The following is a 16735-nucleotide window of genomic DNA, read 5'->3' as shown; positions in this document are numbered from 1 at the left end:
GGACGTTTAGATAATGACTATAGCCCAGCTTTTGCCGGCAATTTCAATTCCTACTGGTCCGATTGAAGGATTGAAGGCGGCGCGGGTTTCGGCTTCCTTGCCTACATTTCAATTCCTACTGGTCCGATTGAAGGCACCAGAGGAAGGCAACGAGAAGCCGCCCCCACCGATTTCAATTCCTACTGGTCCGATTGAAGGCGAGTTTTGAAAGCGGATAGAATAGCACCTTTCAAAATTTCAATTCCTACTGGTCCGATTGAAGGGGTACGGGCGCAGCTGGCCGACGTGGCCGCGCGCGTATTTCAATTCCTACTGGTCCGATTGAAGGCAGCCGCTTCAGCTTGGCGAATAGCGTCCCGTAGTTATTTCAATTCCTACTGGTCCGATTGAAGGACTGACCGCGCCTTGCAGTGGCTAGCCCTGCGGGTAATTTCAATTCCTACTGGTCCGATTGAAGGTGGCGAGCTGGGCGCGTAGGCTCTCAATTTCCTGCAATTTCAATTCCTACTGGTCCGATTGAAGGAGGTGGCCGCTACCTGGGGAAAGGCGCTGAGCACGCATTTCAATTCCTACTGGTCCGATTGAAGGGCGAGTTTCTGGCCAGCGGCACCGACTTCCACACGTATTTCAATTCCTACTGGTCCGATTGAAGGGAGGTGCGCCAGCCCAGGTAGGCCGGCGTGGGGCTCATTTCAATTCCTACTGGTCCGATTGAAGGCCTGCCAGCCCCAGGCGGTAGCGGGGCGGCTCAGCGATTTCAATTCCTACTGGTCCGATTGAAGGGGGTGGCGGTGTGAGCGGTTTGCTCATTTTCCCACTATTTCAATTCCTACTGGTCCGATTGAAGGGGCCCCCCTGAGCACGCAGCTGGCCTGCGTATTTCAATTTCAATTCCTACTGGTCCGATTGAAGGCCTGTTGCTGAATTTCCTGAGTGAGTTGCTGCTTCAATTTCAATTCCTACTGGTCCGATTGAAGGCATGAGCTGGCCACCGATTGCCGCCGCGTCGTGCTATTTCAATTCCTACTGGTCCGATTGAAGGGCCTACTGGCCACTAGCCGTGGTGCTCATGGCCCTAATTTCAATTCCTACTGGTCCGATTGAAGGATGATTGATACCATAGTACTGCGGTTTCACAAAATCATTTCAATTCCTACTGGTCCGATTGAAGGTTTGCTGCACCGACACCGGCACCACGTCGCCCGAGTCATTTCAATTCCTACTGGTCCGATTGAAGGAGGTACTCCGCAGCCTCGATTAGCTGCGGATAAATGATTTCAATTCCTACTGGTCCGATTGAAGGCCCGCCGCCGCCGTAGCCGCTACTAGTTATGGCTCATTTCAATTCCTACTGGTCCGATTGAAGGGCCTAAATCTGTACTCGTACTGCTAGCTATACTCCTATTTCAATTCCTACTGGTCCGATTGAAGGGACGGTGACTGGCCGTATCGGCTCCTCGATGAAAACATTTCAATTCCTACTGGTCCGATTGAAGGGCGTCTGGCGGGGCCGGGGGCGGGGCGTAGGCTTCGATTTCAATTCCTACTGGTCCGATTGAAGGGGGTAAGCTGGGCCTGCACGTCGGCTAGCTGGGCCTATTTCAATTCCTACTGGTCCGATTGAAGGGCTGGCCAGCGAGTAGGTGCCTGTTTTGCGCAGCGTATTTCAATTCCTACTGGTCCGATTGAAGGCACTAGCGCCGCCAGCAGACCCGGCGCCGTAAAGATTTCAATTCCTACTGGTCCGATTGAAGGCGCTACCATAGCGTGTAGCTTCTTAATGTCGATGTGATTTCAATTCCTACTGGTCCGATTGAAGGTTATTGAAGTCCTTGGTAGAAGGACGGCAATCAGCAATTTCAATTCCTACTGGTCCGATTGAAGGGCCGCCGGCGATGTGCAAACCACCGACCTCGAAAACATTTCAATTCCTACTGGTCCGATTGAAGGTAGGCCGCTCATCCTGCTGGCGCTGCTGGCCTGGCAATTTCAATTCCTACTGGTCCGATTGAAGGAACTGCTCAGCTCGATGGGACCACTTATAGCTAAGTATTTCAATTCCTACTGGTCCGATTGAAGGCCTGCAGCTGCAGCTCATGCAGATGCAGCTGCGCCTATTTCAATTCCTACTGGTCCGATTGAAGGGCACAGGCAGGATTTCCCAGGGTATTCATCACTGAATTTCAATTCCTACTGGTCCGATTGAAGGCCCGTTAATTCGAAATTGTTGCCAGCAACCAACAGCATTTCAATTCCTACTGGTCCGATTGAAGGCTCTATGCCTTATCGACGCCCCTACGCTTTATGTTCATTTCAATTCCTACTGGTCCGATTGAAGGCATTGGCGTAGCCCTGGGCCTGCGCTTCAACTACGCATTTCAATTCCTACTGGTCCGATTGAAGGCCAACGAATGGCAATTCTTATAGCCAAAAAAAGCCGATTTCAATTCCTACTGGTCCGATTGAAGGGTCACCGAATAGGCCGCCAGCTCGGGCAGCTCGGCGATTTCAATTCCTACTGGTCCGATTGAAGGCCGCTACTGGTCAGCTGTCACAGCTGAATACGGCATTTCAATTCCTACTGGTCCGATTGAAGGGACGGCCACCGGCCAAACCACGAACCCCGGTGACCAATTTCAATTCCTACTGGTCCGATTGAAGGGCTGAAACGCTTGCTAATATGCTCGGCCGTGGAAAAATTTCAATTCCTACTGGTCCGATTGAAGGTGGTGCCGCCCCAAGCAGCGTAGACCCTGAGCAGCTATTTCAATTCCTACTGGTCCGATTGAAGGGGCCGACGAAAAGCCGCAAGTTGACTGGGTAGACAAATTTCAATTCCTACTGGTCCGATTGAAGGGCAGCCCAGCGGGCAGCGGATAGTGAGTGCCCACCAATTTCAATTCCTACTGGTCCGATTGAAGGCCAGGCTTCGGCCCACCACGCGGCCCAATCGAGGCCATTTCAATTCCTACTGGTCCGATTGAAGGATGACCTGCGCGCCGATGGCTAGCCCGAAGGAGCTAAATTTCAATTCCTACTGGTCCGATTGAAGGGCGCGGCACGTTATCCCCCAAAGTATGTCGCCCTGATTTCAATTCCTACTGGTCCGATTGAAGGTCGTACTGACAGATACTCTTTTAAAGTGTATCACAAATTTCAATTCCTACTGGTCCGATTGAAGGTGCTAAGCAAGGCTAACGGCCTGCCTTGGCTATTAATTTCAATTCCTACTGGTCCGATTGAAGGCTGGCCTATTTCCCGAACTACGCCGCAACGGGCACATTTCAATTCCTACTGGTCCGATTGAAGGTCCGGCCGGCCGATGCGCCTGCCTGGGATAAAACGATTTCAATTCCTACTGGTCCGATTGAAGGAATGCCGTCCGCATCGGGCGCCACGGGGTCTAAGATATTTCAATTCCTACTGGTCCGATTGAAGGGATGTCGGTGCCGATGTCCTTGTTGCTGAGGAAGTCATTTCAATTCCTACTGGTCCGATTGAAGGTGAAGGTGTCCACTGCGCCATTGGCCCCAGCCAGCAATTTCAATTCCTACTGGTCCGATTGAAGGTTGGCGCCGCTTTCGCTGGACGTGGCCCCGGTCGGGTATTTCAATTCCTACTGGTCCGATTGAAGGTAAGCTCCGCGACTTCACGGCTGCTCATGCGGTTGGATTTCAATTCCTACTGGTCCGATTGAAGGAATAAGTGCGACCACAGCGGCCTACTGGCCGCAGGCATTTCAATTCCTACTGGTCCGATTGAAGGCGCCGCAGGTGACCCCGCGCCGGGGCGAAGAGGGCCATTTCAATTCCTACTGGTCCGATTGAAGGCCGTGCGCTTGGGCCCAAAAATATGTCTTAGCGCAGCAGAAACGCATTTTAAAAAACACCTTAAGTCGTCGGTCAGCGATAGGAGGAAAACCCTGTACGTGCGACGACTCTGTAAATCAGGTGCTTGCGCTGCAAGATTGATTAGTAGAGCCGAAGTTTAGGTGCTGAATTTTCCATCGACGCCTATACCATCCTACAGAAACGAGCCCAGCGGGCTACGCTCGCGGCCCCATACCTGCTTTTCCAGCCACTGTTCTGTGCGGCTTTTAAAGAGAAGAATGCTGTCCTCCTCCTTGTCCAAAAAAGAAGCCGCCTGCAGCAGCAACTCCTGCAGCTTCACGTCGCTGATTTCGCCCTCAAAGACGGAATTCTGTATCCAGTGCAGGTAGCGACGGCAGAGTTTGAGCAGCTTTCCTACGCGTTGCTGCTTCACGTCGTACACCAAAATTACGTACATTTTACCACCAGGCTTTGAAGGGTTTATATTCTTCTACATTCAGCAGATGCTTGGTCAGCTTGTAGCACTCCAGCTTCACTAAATGCTGGTAGCTCACCGGTCGTCCCAGGCCTCGGTGCAGGATTGTTTCTTTTAGGCGCTCTTCGAAAACGCGCACAAACGTCTTACGGCCAGACTCCTTTAATAAACAACCGCCTACGGCCACCTCAAAATCCTTGGGTTGAATTTCCTTCTTGTTGACCAGTCGGAAAATGGTGCGGTCCACCAGCAGGGGCTTGAAAATCTCAGCCAAGTCCAGCGCCAGTGAGAAGCGGCGGTGGCCCGGCTCGTGCAGGAAAGAAATCGTGGGGTTGAGCTGCGTATGATAAATCTGCGACAGACAGGCCGCGTAGCAGAGCATATTGCCGAAGCTCAGCAGCGCGTTCAACTCATTTTGCGGCGGCTGTGTGCTACGCGTGCCAAAGGCGAAGCCCGGTACATTCACCAGTTGCTCGAAGCAAGTATAGTACGTCTGCCGGATATTGCCCTCGTAGCCCATTATTTCGGGCACTGTGGTAGCGTGCGGCAGCGCCGATACGTACAGTTCCATCTGCGCAATCTGGGTGCCCACGTCGCGGCCCCGACCCTGGTAGTAGCGTAGGTTCTTGAGCAGGTTAAAGGCCGCCCCCTCCACCAGCCTGCGCGCCAGCACCAAACGCTTCTTGCGGCTGGTATAGTGCGAAGTTTGCGCCACCTGCACCTTGCCGGCCAGCAGGTACTCCTTGGCCATAAACGAGCCGGTGTAGTGCTCGTAGTAGTCAAAGAAATGCACCGACACTCCGTTTTTGCCCAGGAAATTATACAGCGCCGAGTTGGCATCAAGCGAGCCGAACACGTATAAATCGGCTACGTCGGCCACGGGTAGAAAGCGCGTCTGTCCCTCCCCGCCTTCCTCATCGTAGGCTGTGTACTTAAGCGTATTATCCTGCCGGCTCAGCCGGCCCGGATTGAACAGGTAGTACGTCTTCTTCACTGCAGATACAAATAGATTTTACGGATACGCCCGCCGGCTGACTACGCTTTTAGGTAGATTACTCAGCTTCGGAAGGCAAATCGGATAGAGGTAGGTAAGCAGCAGCTTACTCCTCCAAACCTGTTACTCGTGCACGTAGCAGAACTCGTAGTAAGCGCACTGCTTACAAAAGGGCTTGTCAATAATCGGGGGACACTGCGCATAGGCTACAACCTCAGCTACGCCGGCTTCCCAAGTCTCTATGTCGGCACGGTCTTGCTCCGTCAGCGTTACGTCTTGAGTGCGGCGCAGCTTCGGGTATTCCAGCACGCCCGTGGGACCTGCCACGCCGTGCCGCTCCAGCACCCGCAGATAGTATTTAAGCTGCGCCACACTGGCTTCCTCCAGTTTCTGACTCCGCTTTATTTCGTGCACCACCCTATCCACTGGGTCGTAAAAGTCAATCTTGATGCCGCCCAGCTGCACCTCCCGAAACCGCCGCGCCCGCTGCGGGTAGGCAGACAAGTGCAGTAGGGTACCGTCCTGCACGTGCTCATTATCCTGCTGAAAACTCAGCCCGCTGCCAAATAGCCACAGCTTGCGGTGGCAGATGTGGTAGTAGTTGATGTGCTTGCCGGTAATGTGCATGGGTAGGTAGTTACGGCTGTTTAAGAAGTCTATTCATCTTCTGGACTCGGCGCTTTATCAAAGCGTAATCCCTGAAATCCGTCATAATACTCGGCTTTTACTATCCAGATTACTTCTCGCTCTTGGCTAATGTGAATCACTACTTCTACCAGTTTGCCGGCTTCCAGTGCCCGTCGAAAATCGTAAACCGGTATTGTGATAGCATGAGGAAGCGCCCATTCTCGGAAGGCGAACGAGTTAGCGAAGCCCACCGGGTCGCCCTCACCCAAAAGCGCGGAGAAGTTAGTGGACGCATATACTACTTTCTGAGGCCCAATATCACGGCTCTTCCAAGTGTGCGTTTCTTCGTCGTCCTGCTCAGTTTCGGCTTTTGGTAGCAGAAGCCAGTTGGCTACTGCAGCAGTTTCCAGCGCCCTACGGTTAGCCCAGATTTCGGTGGTTTCTTCGGCTACTTTAGGATATAGTTCGTTTACTAAATCCACCAAGCGACGGGCTGAATACTCACCCGCTGCCAGTTGAATATCTGCCTGGTCGAGTACTGCGCTGCTTAACCAGCCCTGACCTTGCCGATAGTGCCCATAGGGCGCGGGATAAAAGTCTGTTATACCTTTTTTGTCGGTTTTCTGAGGCGTTACCAAGTGCAGTTCGCCCACTACATTTTGCTTCTTGTCGAATCGGTCCCGAAACCTTGATAAACGGCCTGCTCGTTGGGCCAGTCGGTCGGTCGGGCATAAGTCAGCCACCATCAGGTCAGTACTGATATTGACGCTCAACTCCCCAATTTGGGTTAGAATGGCTATGCCTGTCGGGTTGCCGTTTTTCCAAGCTTTAGGGCCAAGCATGGCCAGTAATCGACCCTCGACTTCTTTTTTATCCGGCTCGGTGAAGCGCGAGTGGTAAAGTACCACAGGATGCTTCATATCGGGCCGTTGAAACCAGTCCCAGTAGGCTTGCGCCCGCCCCACGGTATTTGCATAAATGATAAGCGGCTCGCCGTTCAGGCCCCGTTCCAACAGAACTGTAATGTCAGTTGGGTATTCGGCCGGCCCGGCCCGATGAAGCCCAAAACGAGTGCGGTCGTAGTCGGTCTGGTCTTCCCATATTTTCGTGGCCCGTAGGCCTGAAAGTGCATATAGTTCCAGGGCCGATGCGGGAAGCGTAGCACTCATAAGCAGCACTGGTACTCCCAATAGCCGCAGCACCCGCAGCAGCACCACCATATTTCGCTGCGTAAAATCATCGTAGAAATCGGCTTCATCAATCACGACGCACGCATGGGCGAGGTTCCAAAAAGTTGCGTGGTGGTCTTCGCGGGTAGCCGTCAGCGCCAGGCAAAGCTGGTCAATCGTCGTGACTGTGGTGGGTGTTTCGAGTAGGCGTGCGTAGTCGAGTTCCTGCTTCCACGCCGCCGCTGGCAGGCCTTGCCCGCGCTGTTCCTGCTCGCGTTGCTGAGCCACAAACCAGGCGCTGGAGTGGTACAGGCCGGTACTGCTCAAGTTTTCAGTTGTACTGATGTATAAGGCATTGGCTGTGAAGCGTGTGGGCATAGCCCATACCAGCCGGTCGGCGCGGCCCGTTGTAATTTGACGCCGTGCCCACAACAGGGCCGCGTCGGTTTTGCCCGCGCCGGTGGGTGCCCGCAACAGTGCAAACGGCTCGTCCCAAAAATGTGGAATAAGGGTTTGCACACCGGTTTGGCTGACCCAGGGAAATTTGTAGTGAAAAGCACTCAGCTGTGGCACAGCTGGCGTAGCCATACTCCGATGCGCTTCCCGGGCACTGGCGCGGTGGTCAGCCAGCCGCAGTACTGCCCGCAGGCCGCCGTATTCGTAGCGCCGGGCAATGGCCTGGTCAAAGTCAGCGGGGCGGTCTGGCCTCAACTCGGCGCTGAGCGGTAAAAAACGCTCGTACCAGAAAGGCTTAAACGCTGGGTCGTCGGCCCACCGCTTTTGGTAGCGAAAGCCGAGCTTGCCGTGGTGCGCCGCCACGGCGACGTACGTAAGTTTGGGCGGCCACTCATTGCGCGCAGCCTTACGCATTTTTACTAACGAAGCAAATTCGTGGCGCACCCCACTTTTTTGTAGGTGCAGGCCCTGTACTTTCCCAGTTCGCTGCGCCTGCTCAAAATCCTGACGGCAAGCCTGCTGCCAGGCCGGGTGTGCTTTTCCTGAGTCGTGCCAGCGGGCGCACGCATCAGCTAGCGCCAATAGATTGTGCCCCGTCCGAACGGCATACTTATAAATCAGAAACGGCCGGGCCGCCAGCACATGCGCGGTTTCGTCGCGCACGTGCTGCGTATGGTCAGCCAGGGTAGTTCCGTCGGGTTTAGCTAGCAGTTCCATAGGGCCAACGGTCAAGAGTAATTAGCCTGCTACTTGGCCGTTTTTTCGGGCTTCGTGCTTTTTTCAAAGTCGGCCGTGGTCTGCACCGCGGCGCCGGGAGCGGGGTCGTAGAGGTCATTGCTGGCCAAGAACTCCTGCGCTTTCTGGTAGGCCATAGCGGTGCTGTCGCCGCTTTCAGCGGTGTCGTCGCCTAGAAAGTACATGGCTCCCCGTGCTGCTAGCTCGGCCAGAATATTGCGCTGTTCAGCGGCCGTTGCTTTAAAGTAGCGGCTCGCCTTGCGCGACAAGCGCGTATCGAACACCAGCAGTACTTGCTGTGGCTCTCCACTAGTAGCATTGCGTGCTTGGTTGGCGTAGTCGGTCAGGGCGGCGGTGGCTTCCAGCGCCAGCCGGATGCGGCGCTTGCGCTCGGTTTCACTAATGTGGCGCACATATTCTGTGCGCACGTGCAATTCCTTTTCGTAGCTGAACCGCTTGCGGATGCCTACGGCGCTCACATCCACAAAAAAACTCATTAGCATCGTGTCGTTTTGCGAGAACTCGCGGGTGGCCACAGCTTGCCCACGGGAGTCGCCCTCTGCTTCCATTTTAAGGCGAATCAGCAGGTCGCGGCCAATGCTACTCGACTCCAGCGCCACCGCTGGTGTGGCCGAAACCGGCGCGGTACGCCGCCCCGAATAGGTTTCCTTCGACGTTTGCAGGAAGCCTCCTAGGTCGGCCCGTAGGTCGGTTTCTACGACGTTGGTGACGCCGTCGCCGTTCGAAACGTAGGTTTGGCCCCGACCTTCGTCGTCGGCATTGAGGCGGTCAAGGGCAGAAAACAGCGCGTGGCGCTGCATTTGGCCCGAAATGTACACGCGCCCGTCGGGCCGCCGCTTAATAGATGACGCATTGCCTAGCAGCTTTTCGCCCGCATTGGCGATGTGGTCGCTCATAGGGGCCAGCATCGTGACGAGAATGCCTTTAATAATCATGGGAAAGAAAGCAGAGGGTGAATTATTAGTTGTCAATTGAATGGTCGTAGTCTTCGGTGGCCGGCAGTTCGCTGTCGGCACTATTAGCTGCTTCTACTTTTTCCGCAACAGCTTTGCTTTTGCCCACGCTACGCAACCGCATGTAGGCAATCAGCAGGTGCTTAGCCTGCTCATGGGTAATTTCCCCGGTGTTCGCGGCATCGACAAAGCGGCGAGCCTCGTCGGGCGCTTCGTCCAGCGACATTCGCCCGGCCTGGGTAAGCACCTGCGAAATCATGGCTTCGGGCGATTTGGCGCTCAGGGCCGCACTTTCCAGCACAACTAGGATTTTTGCTTTACCTTCCTTGATTTGCTGGTCTTTACCTTTTTTCTTAGATGGAAAGTCTTCGGCCTCGGCCTTGGCCTCAAAATAGGCCGTGCGGTTCAGCCAGCGCCCAAGCTCGCCGGCCGACGCTACAATTTCAGGTTTCATGGTGCGGAAATATTCAGTAAAAAGTGGTTCAATATCAGCGGCGTATTCGGCCCGGAAGGCTATAAAATCAGTGAAGGCCGCCGTAGTGAAGCTTTGCAGAAAGCGGCCTGCCATCAGACAGAAGGTTTTGAATTCGGGTTTGCCAAACGGGGTTCCAGGATTACCCGCTTCCGAATAAAACTGGGTGCCTAAGTACAACGAATCCACGATTCTGGTCAGGTCATGGTCCAACGCTAGGCGCGTAGTGTGGTGGTCGAAGCGCACTTGATTTATCTGCTCGTAGGAAATAACGTGCAGCGGCTGTCCGGCTAGGGTAGCCAACACCTCCCGGCCCCGGCCCTGCTGCTTGGTGCGCCGCGCCCAGCGCCCGATGGCTCCCAGTAGTCCCACCGGCCCAAACGCGCCTGCATCGCGGGGCGCGTCGGGATAGTTGCCCGAGTGCAGGCGCGGCCGGCGAAACTCCGGCGCGGCAGGTTTCGCTGCTTTACCGGTCGCCTTAGGAGCGACCTCTACGGCAAGTGGCCGCTCCTTTGTGCACATCAAATCGATAGTTTCCTGCCCAAGCATTCCCTCAAAAACCGCTATAAATTCCCGTAGCTGTGGTAGGGGCAAATCGGGAATAATAACTGTATTTACCCCCGGCCATGAGGCAGGCTTTAGGTGCGTGACAGTAGCAATAACGGCGCAGGCTGCTTCCAGTAAGGTACCCGGCGGCGGGCTTTGCGAGGCCGTTCCATTATTGATTTTGGCAGTAGTCGGCGCGAAAGAGCGGCTGAGGGTAAACGTGGCCGATAGAGGTGTGCTTCCTTGCAGTAGCGTACTGACTTCCTGGGCATTGCGAAACGTGTCCTTTGCGCCGCCATCAGTCGTTACTAGAGTGGGAAACAAGTAAATGCCTTGCGCTGCTAGCCCCGCTGACTGCACTAGTTGCGGCTTGTCAGCTAGTTCACCCAATTTAATTGGCTCAAAACACAGAGTTTTATCATGCAACGAGTTATTCCAAGTACGCATCCTAAACTTTCCCAAGCCAGCTTCGATAGCCCGCACCAAAGCGGTACGTAAGGCAGCTTCAGTTATCGTTTCGGGCAATTGAGCTAAGTAGGTAGCCACTGCCAATCCGTAGCGAGGATAAGGGTGCAGTAGTTGCGCGCTCAGTTCCTCTACTACTAAACCATTGGTTTCCGCAATGGGGGCCGATAGCGTCGGGGTAAGCTTCGTTTGGTCAGGGCTGCCAAACAGTTCTGTTTGGCCCGCCGGTGCAACAGTAGATTTCTTAGTCATGCCAATCAAGTTCAATCCAGCCATCATTAGAGCCCAGATAAAGCGGTGCCGCTGGGTCAGCAATGGCCGCCCGCAAGGCTTTGGACAGCGCTGGAGATGTTTCGATGCCCACCTTATAAGGCCCCTGCGGCTCTACATAGCCGCGTAGCGTCGGGCTGGAATAGTATTGCGGAAAATAGGGTCGCAGCACAGTAATGCTTACATCATCACCTTCTTGAAAATCAGCTAGAACTTCCGCACCCTTGCGGGCCTTTGCCGCGTCGGAGGTAGTGACTAGTCCGCCCCGCTTGGCATTCATAAAGGGAATAACCTGCGCATCATAGTTGCGGCTGCCATCTACAAACGTTTTTCCTTTCAGATGCTGCGTCCATAGGTCGTCGTAGTGCAACAGCGGTGGCACCACTAGCACACCAAACCGCACGTGCCACTGCAGCAGGCTGCGAAAGCCTACGCCTGAAGACTGGGCTTTACGCTTGTGCTTTTTCTCCAGGGTCTTGATAAGCTGATTGCGCTCCACCTCACCTAAATGCCAACCCAAGGCATTTTCCAACGCACCTAAAAGCATTGCCTGCGTTGGTTCGGATTGGCTGACGTAGTACTTACCCGGCATTTTTGCCACCATTGACAAGGGTGCCAGAGCGCTAATTTCTAGTATCCCGCGAGCCGTATAATCAGGTGGAGGCAGCAGTAAGTCAAGTGGCAGATTATCCATAAATAGTCGGTTTATTATTGTAAATTCAGGGTATGACGACCTCACCGGAAAATTCGCAGCCCTCGGCATCAAAGTCGCCGACACCGTCGCCGAAGTCCGGCACTACCTCTGCCACGCTTAATCCCTTTCAGGGGCCAGGAGCCGAAGAGGCCTGGAAGCGGTTGCTGGCTCAACCCGGCCGGGTAGTCAGCCGCGAGGAGATGATACGCCGGGTGCAGGAGCAAGCCGTCGCCAGGAAGCCGTAGCTACTCCAGGCATCCGCAGCCGATGCCCGTGGAGTGGCCTACCCCCACGCACCAGGCGAATTTTAGTTGTTCTATCGTGCCTAACACCAGTACTGGGCACACACTGGCGCGGCAGCGGATGGCCTTGTATTGGAACGTCTTGGTTTTGGCCGTGGCGATATAGGCTGGGTCGAAGCGCACGGTTGCCCCCGCATCGTCTAGGCCTGCTTGGCGGAGCTTGTGGCGCAGGGTTTCGGTGAGTAGCTCGTCGGCGCGGGGGGCGCCGGGGAGCAGGTGGTGGGCGGGCTTGCCCTTTTCTACTTCGTCCTTGATAAACACCGGGCTCAGGACGCGGAAGTGTTGCTCGCCGGCCTCAAAGTCGGGCACCGTTTGGATGCGGGCATCGCGCACTATCAGGCCATGGTCGAGGCCGGGCTTACTGATAACCCCGGAAATGATTTCGTGAATGACCGTTGGGTCGTGGGCCGCAATGCTCCAGTGCGCTCCTTGCTCAAAGCGCAGGCCGCCGCGGGTGCCCCGGCCGCCGCGTAGCCACGAAAAGGAATATAGGGAAAGGCCGTCATGCAAACCAGGATTATGGCCCGTCCAGCGATGAAAAGCCCCTTTTAAGGCCGGTAAATGGTCGAAGGGGACCACTGAAGGAATATCTAGGTATAAATGGAGTCGCAAGGGAAATTAGCTAAAGGAGTTAGGGGGCAACTTGCTAGCCTGATTAGCGTCACAAGGTAGTGGGCCGGCCGCAGTATTCTATATTCTCAATCAAAAATATTTTCTGTCCATTACCGAACCCTTCCGCAATAGGGTCTGACCTTGCAATGAACTGGGGTAGAAGTCAAGGATATGAGGTGCGTTTTGCTGCATAAGCAGCTTGGTAGGGTACGCCAGATTGGCCGAGGGCGAAGACTTGCTCGAGTGGCTTGCTGCAGACGGCCATCAGGATCTTCTTCCCTTTCGCGACAAGTCCATCATACAAGCCTTGGCAAGCCGGGTACTTTAATCTTCGCCGCAATGCGGTACCAGAAGAGTTTACGGTGCAGGAAGTCCCCCTCCTCGTGCTACGCACCTGACCGCGTAAAGCACTTCTGCTACGGGCCCCCTACCCTTTTACCAGACGCGCACTGGCAGCCTCAAGCCGTAAGTCTGGTTAGCCAGGATTCTCGCAACTACGCCCAAGCTACTGCGCTGGAGCAGCAGCAGCTTTATGTAGTGCTTATGTAACAGAACAAGACACTTAACAGACACAACCCGCCTCAACAGCTCAAAATCGCCCTTTCTTATGTAGCGCTTATGTAACAGTCGCGTTGCGAATTGACTATATTTGTCAGTGATTTCCTCTTACCCCGTGACAACTATTGACCTTATTGCCCTGCTGGACCGCCTGCTGGCGCTACCGGCCGAAACCGAACTGCTGGAGTTTAAAACGGCCGGCACTAGCTTTGGCATTGACGACCTAGGCCGGTACTTCAGCGCCCTCAGCAACGAGGCCAACCTGCACCGGCAGGATCAGGCGTGGCTGGTATTCGGGGTGAACGACAAACGGCAGGTGGTGGGCACGCAATACCGGCCCAGCCGCCCCGGACTCGACAGCCTTAAGGGCGAAGTGGCAGCCAAGACCAGTAACAACCTCTCCTTCATCGATATCCACGAAGTGGCGTACGCAGGGCAGCGGCTGGTGCTGTTTGAGATTCCGCCCGCGCTGCAAGGCGTGCCTACTGCCTGGCAGGGACACTACTACGGGCGCAACGGCGAGCGCCTGACGGCCCTAAGTTTAGAGAAGCTGGAGCGCATCCGGGCGCAGGCCGCGGCTACCCGTTTTGAGCGAGAAATTGCGCTAAAAGGGCAGTCCGCCGCACGGGTGCTCGAGTTGCTTGACTACTCCGCCTTCTTCCGCCTGTTCAAGCTACCGCTGCCCACGACCCAGACTGGGCTGCTGGAAAAGCTGGCGCAGCGCGATATGATTCAGCTACGAGACGCGGCTTACGACATCACCAATCTTGGTGCCTTGCTCTTCGCGCAGCACCTGGGGGACTTTGAGCGCCTGGGCCGCAAGGCCATTCGCCTCATTTTCTACCAAGGGCGCAGCAAGGTGCGTACCCTGCGGGAAGTGCCGGCCCTGCGGGGCTACGCGCTCGAATTCGAAGGTTTGGTGCGGACCATCGGCCATCTGCTGCCGGGTAATGTCGAAACCAAAGTGATCCTGCGCGAACAGACGGCCCCCTCCTACCCGCCTCTGGTGCTGAGCGAGCTTATTGCCAATGCGCTGATTCACCAGGATTTCTTGGCTCAAGGAGCTTCGCCCCAGATAGACGTGTTCGAAAATCGCATCGAAATCACCAATCCGGGCCAACCCCTAATTGACGAGCGCCGCTTCCTCGACCACGCCCCGCGCAGCCGCAATGAACTGCTGGCCGGGGCCATGCGGCAGCTGGACATGTGCGAGGAGCGCGGCAGCGGCATCGACAAAGTGGTGCAGGAATGCGAAGAGCACCATTTGCCGGCACCCCGCTTCGAGTCTTCCGAGCAGTTTACCCGCGTGGTGTTGTTCAGTGCTCGGTCTTTCGGGGAGATGGACCGACAAGATAAAGTCCGGGCCTGCTACCAGCACGCCTGCCTCAAACAAGTATCTGGGGAAAGCATGACCAACCAGTCCTTGCGCGAGCGACTGGGCATTGCCGAATCCAACTACCCCGCTGCTTCCCGCATTATCACGGACACCATAGCGGCCGGTTTACTCAAACCGGTTGACCCAACCAGCAAATCCAGGAAGCATGCGCGCTACTTGCCCTATTGGGCCTAAGCCAACAGTCATACTCCATGAAGGGTCAGCCAGAAACGTCCAAAAAAAGTGCTTCTACGCGCCGTAAAGGGCCTATACAAAAGCATCCACTAAGGGCGCGTGGCTGTTGCAGAAGTGACCTAGCGACTAGGGATGTGCGTAGAGGCTAGATGCAAGGCCAAAAGCAGTTTACCGATAAAGTTGTCGTGCGCTTTCGCTTGTCCGAGCGCGTGCCGCGGCACAATCTCTACCGCCGCCTCGACGAGGTGCTTGACCTGCGCTTCCTATATGAGGAGACGCAGGCCCTCTATAGCCACACCGGTCAGCCCTCGCTGGACCCCGTCGTCTTTTTCAAGCTGCTGCTCGTGGGGCGGTTGGAAAACATTGCCAGTGATCGCCGCTTGCTGGACCACTGCGCCATGCGCTTGGATATTCTGCTCTTTCTGGGCTACGAACTGGATGAGGAGTTGCCCTGGCACTCGACCGTGAGCCGCACCCGTCAGCTCTACCCCGCTACCCTATTTGAGCACCTCTTCGACCGCGTATTTCACCTGTGCGTGGCCCAGGGACTCGTGGCAGGCGAGACGCAAGCCATCGATTCGGCCCCAGTTAAAGCGAATGCCTCGCTCGACAGCCTCTGCGAAAAACAAGAAGTTGCTCCGCCCGTCCTAACGGTAGCTGGCCAGCCCGCGCAAACGCCTACTTTGCCCGCCGCGGCCCCGCTCTCAGCTCCGGCCCATCAGTTGCGCCGGGAAGCGGCACGCAAAGCCAAGCATGGTCCCGAGACTGGAGCCTTAGGTGGAAAACGCCCCAACGCACGCCTAGTAAGCAACAAAACGCATTATAGTCCCAGCGACCCGGAAGCGCGCATCTCGATTAAACCCGGTAAAGCGCGGGCGCTCAATTACCTCTGTAGCTTAGCAGTGGACCCGGCGAAAGGCGTTATTAGCCACATCCAGGCTGATTTAGCTGACAGCCGCGACAGCTTACATCTACCCGGCTTAATCGAGCGTTTACAGAGCAGACTGCTAACTAACGAGGTGCCGCTGCGCGAAGTAGTGGCTGACACCAACTACTCGAACGGCTTCAACTACGCCTTTTTAGAACAGCGCGGCCTTACAGGCTGGATTCCAACTTCCAAGCTCTATAAACCCAGCATTGAGGGCTTTACCTACTTGCCTGAAGAGAATGCGTATCAGTGCCGAGCGGGTAAGCTACGGCCCTTTCGCAACTACGGCAGTACCCCTGATGGTGGCTGGCAGCGAAACTACCGGGCCGACTATAAGGACTGCACGCGCTGTCCGCTCAAAAGCTTCTGCACGCCTGGCGCGCCTCAACGCAAAATAACCCGCACCGCGTTTGACGTCCCTTATTCTCGGGCCTGGCAGCGGCAACATAGTCGACAGGGCCGGTATATGCGCCGCGTGCGTCAAAGCACGGTCGAGCCTGCTCTGGGCCAATTGCTGCCGCATTATGGTCTGCGGCGACTCGGCACCAAGGGCCAGGCGGGCGCGCACAAAACGATGTTGCTGGCCGCTACGGCTTACAACCTCAAGAAGCTGCTCAAACATCGGGTGAAACAGCCCCAGAGCATGGCTTTGGTTATTCAGCCAGACCACTTACAGGCAACAAATAGCCTGTTTTGGCGCGCTTAAAAGCGGTGCACAGGGCGTCATCAGGTTTGCGTAGCAACAAGGGAAGCGATTAATTACGGTGTCCTGAGTTCTGCAACAGCCACGCCCCATTAGTGGAAAATCAGCTTGTTACAATGATAGATATTACACAATGAGGTCCGATAAGGTCTTACAAGAGAAGGTTATCGGACCTTATTAATAAAAAAGCAAGGTTGCTTTTCTAAAGGCTGATTAAAGCAGGTTACTCCATCGTAGACATTAAAACAAGCTTGGTTATGATGTCTAGTTAACAAAACGGCCAGCTGGTGAGGCCTAAAACTAAGTAAACATCAAAATGAGGGCTGTATTAATGTTTGCTTGCCGAGCAGTAGGT

Annotated in this window: 11 protein-coding genes and 1 CRISPR repeat array; of the genes, 3 read left to right on the top strand and 8 right to left on the bottom strand. The window is 55.2% G+C overall.

Going from position 1 to position 16735, the window contains the following annotated elements; all coding sequences use genetic code 11:
* Nucleotides 1–40: 40 nt before the first annotated feature.
* Nucleotides 41–3830: direct repeats of the CRISPR family, unit length 29 nt; unit sequence ATTTCAATTCCTACTGGTCCGATTGAAGG.
* A 193-nt stretch (nt 3831–4023) separates the two neighbouring features.
* The 7 genes from cas2 to J4D99_RS20580 form a co-directional block, all read right to left on the bottom strand.
* Entirely contained in the window at nt 4024–4287 is a 264-nt protein-coding gene (gene cas2, locus J4D99_RS20610) for a CRISPR-associated endonuclease Cas2 (RefSeq protein WP_208133638.1), read from the bottom strand.
* 1 nt (nt 4288) lies between these two features.
* Nucleotides 4289–5299, bottom strand: a complete 1011-nt coding sequence (gene cas1b, locus J4D99_RS20605) for a type I-B CRISPR-associated endonuclease Cas1b (protein WP_208133637.1) — start codon at nt 5297–5299, stop codon at nt 4289–4291.
* Nucleotides 5300–5422: 123 nt separating this feature from the next.
* The gene (gene cas4 / locus J4D99_RS20600; RefSeq protein WP_208133636.1) at nt 5423–5926 is read right to left on the bottom strand and encodes a CRISPR-associated protein Cas4; all 504 of its coding nucleotides are present in this window, start codon (nt 5924–5926) and stop codon (nt 5423–5425) included.
* 29 nt (nt 5927–5955) lie between these two features.
* Entirely contained in the window at nt 5956–8268 is a 2313-nt protein-coding gene (cas3, locus tag J4D99_RS20595) for a CRISPR-associated helicase Cas3' (RefSeq protein ID WP_236018776.1), read from the bottom strand.
* 29 nt (nt 8269–8297) lie between these two features.
* Nucleotides 8298–9242, bottom strand: coding sequence for a type I-PGING CRISPR-associated protein Cas7/Csp1 (gene cas7p / locus J4D99_RS20590; RefSeq protein WP_208133634.1), 945 nt, complete (start codon nt 9240–9242; stop codon nt 8298–8300).
* 25 nt (nt 9243–9267) lie between these two features.
* Nucleotides 9268–11058: a hypothetical protein gene (locus tag J4D99_RS20585; RefSeq protein ID WP_208133633.1), complete on the bottom strand. Its 1791-nt coding sequence runs from the start codon at nt 11056–11058 to the stop codon at nt 9268–9270.
* A complete protein-coding gene (locus J4D99_RS20580; RefSeq protein ID WP_208133632.1) occupies nt 10988–11707 on the bottom strand; it encodes a hypothetical protein in 720 nt (239 codons plus the stop codon). The genes J4D99_RS20585 and J4D99_RS20580 overlap by 71 nt, the downstream gene beginning before the upstream one ends.
* 32 nt (nt 11708–11739) lie before the next feature.
* Between J4D99_RS20580 and J4D99_RS20575 the strand changes: the two genes are divergently transcribed.
* Nucleotides 11740–11952 (top strand): helix-turn-helix domain-containing protein, encoded by a 213-nt coding sequence (locus tag J4D99_RS20575; protein ID WP_208133631.1) that lies wholly within the window; start codon nt 11740–11742, stop codon nt 11950–11952.
* On the opposite strand, the gene cas6 is transcribed toward J4D99_RS20575, so the two are convergent.
* Entirely contained in the window at nt 11953–12519 is a 567-nt protein-coding gene (gene cas6, locus J4D99_RS20570) for a CRISPR-associated endoribonuclease Cas6 (RefSeq protein WP_236018775.1), read from the bottom strand.
* Between the two features lie 775 nt (nt 12520–13294).
* Here cas6 and J4D99_RS20565 point away from each other — a divergent pair.
* Both J4D99_RS20565 and J4D99_RS20560 read left to right on the top strand, forming a co-directional pair.
* Complete coding sequence (locus J4D99_RS20565; RefSeq protein WP_208133629.1) at nt 13295–14749, top strand: ATP-binding protein; 1455 nt, start codon at nt 13295–13297, stop codon at nt 14747–14749.
* A gap of 185 nt (nt 14750–14934) precedes the next feature.
* Entirely contained in the window at nt 14935–16383 is a 1449-nt protein-coding gene (locus J4D99_RS20560) for an IS1182 family transposase (RefSeq protein WP_208133628.1), read from the top strand.
* Nucleotides 16384–16735 lie beyond the last annotated feature (352 nt).

It is taken from the genome of Hymenobacter sp. BT559 (assembly GCF_017571525.1).
Classification (GTDB): domain Bacteria; phylum Bacteroidota; class Bacteroidia; order Cytophagales; family Hymenobacteraceae; genus Hymenobacter; species Hymenobacter ginsengisoli.
The sequence above is the reverse complement of the archived record's forward strand: the minus strand, read 5'-3'. Positions and strand labels throughout refer to the sequence as shown.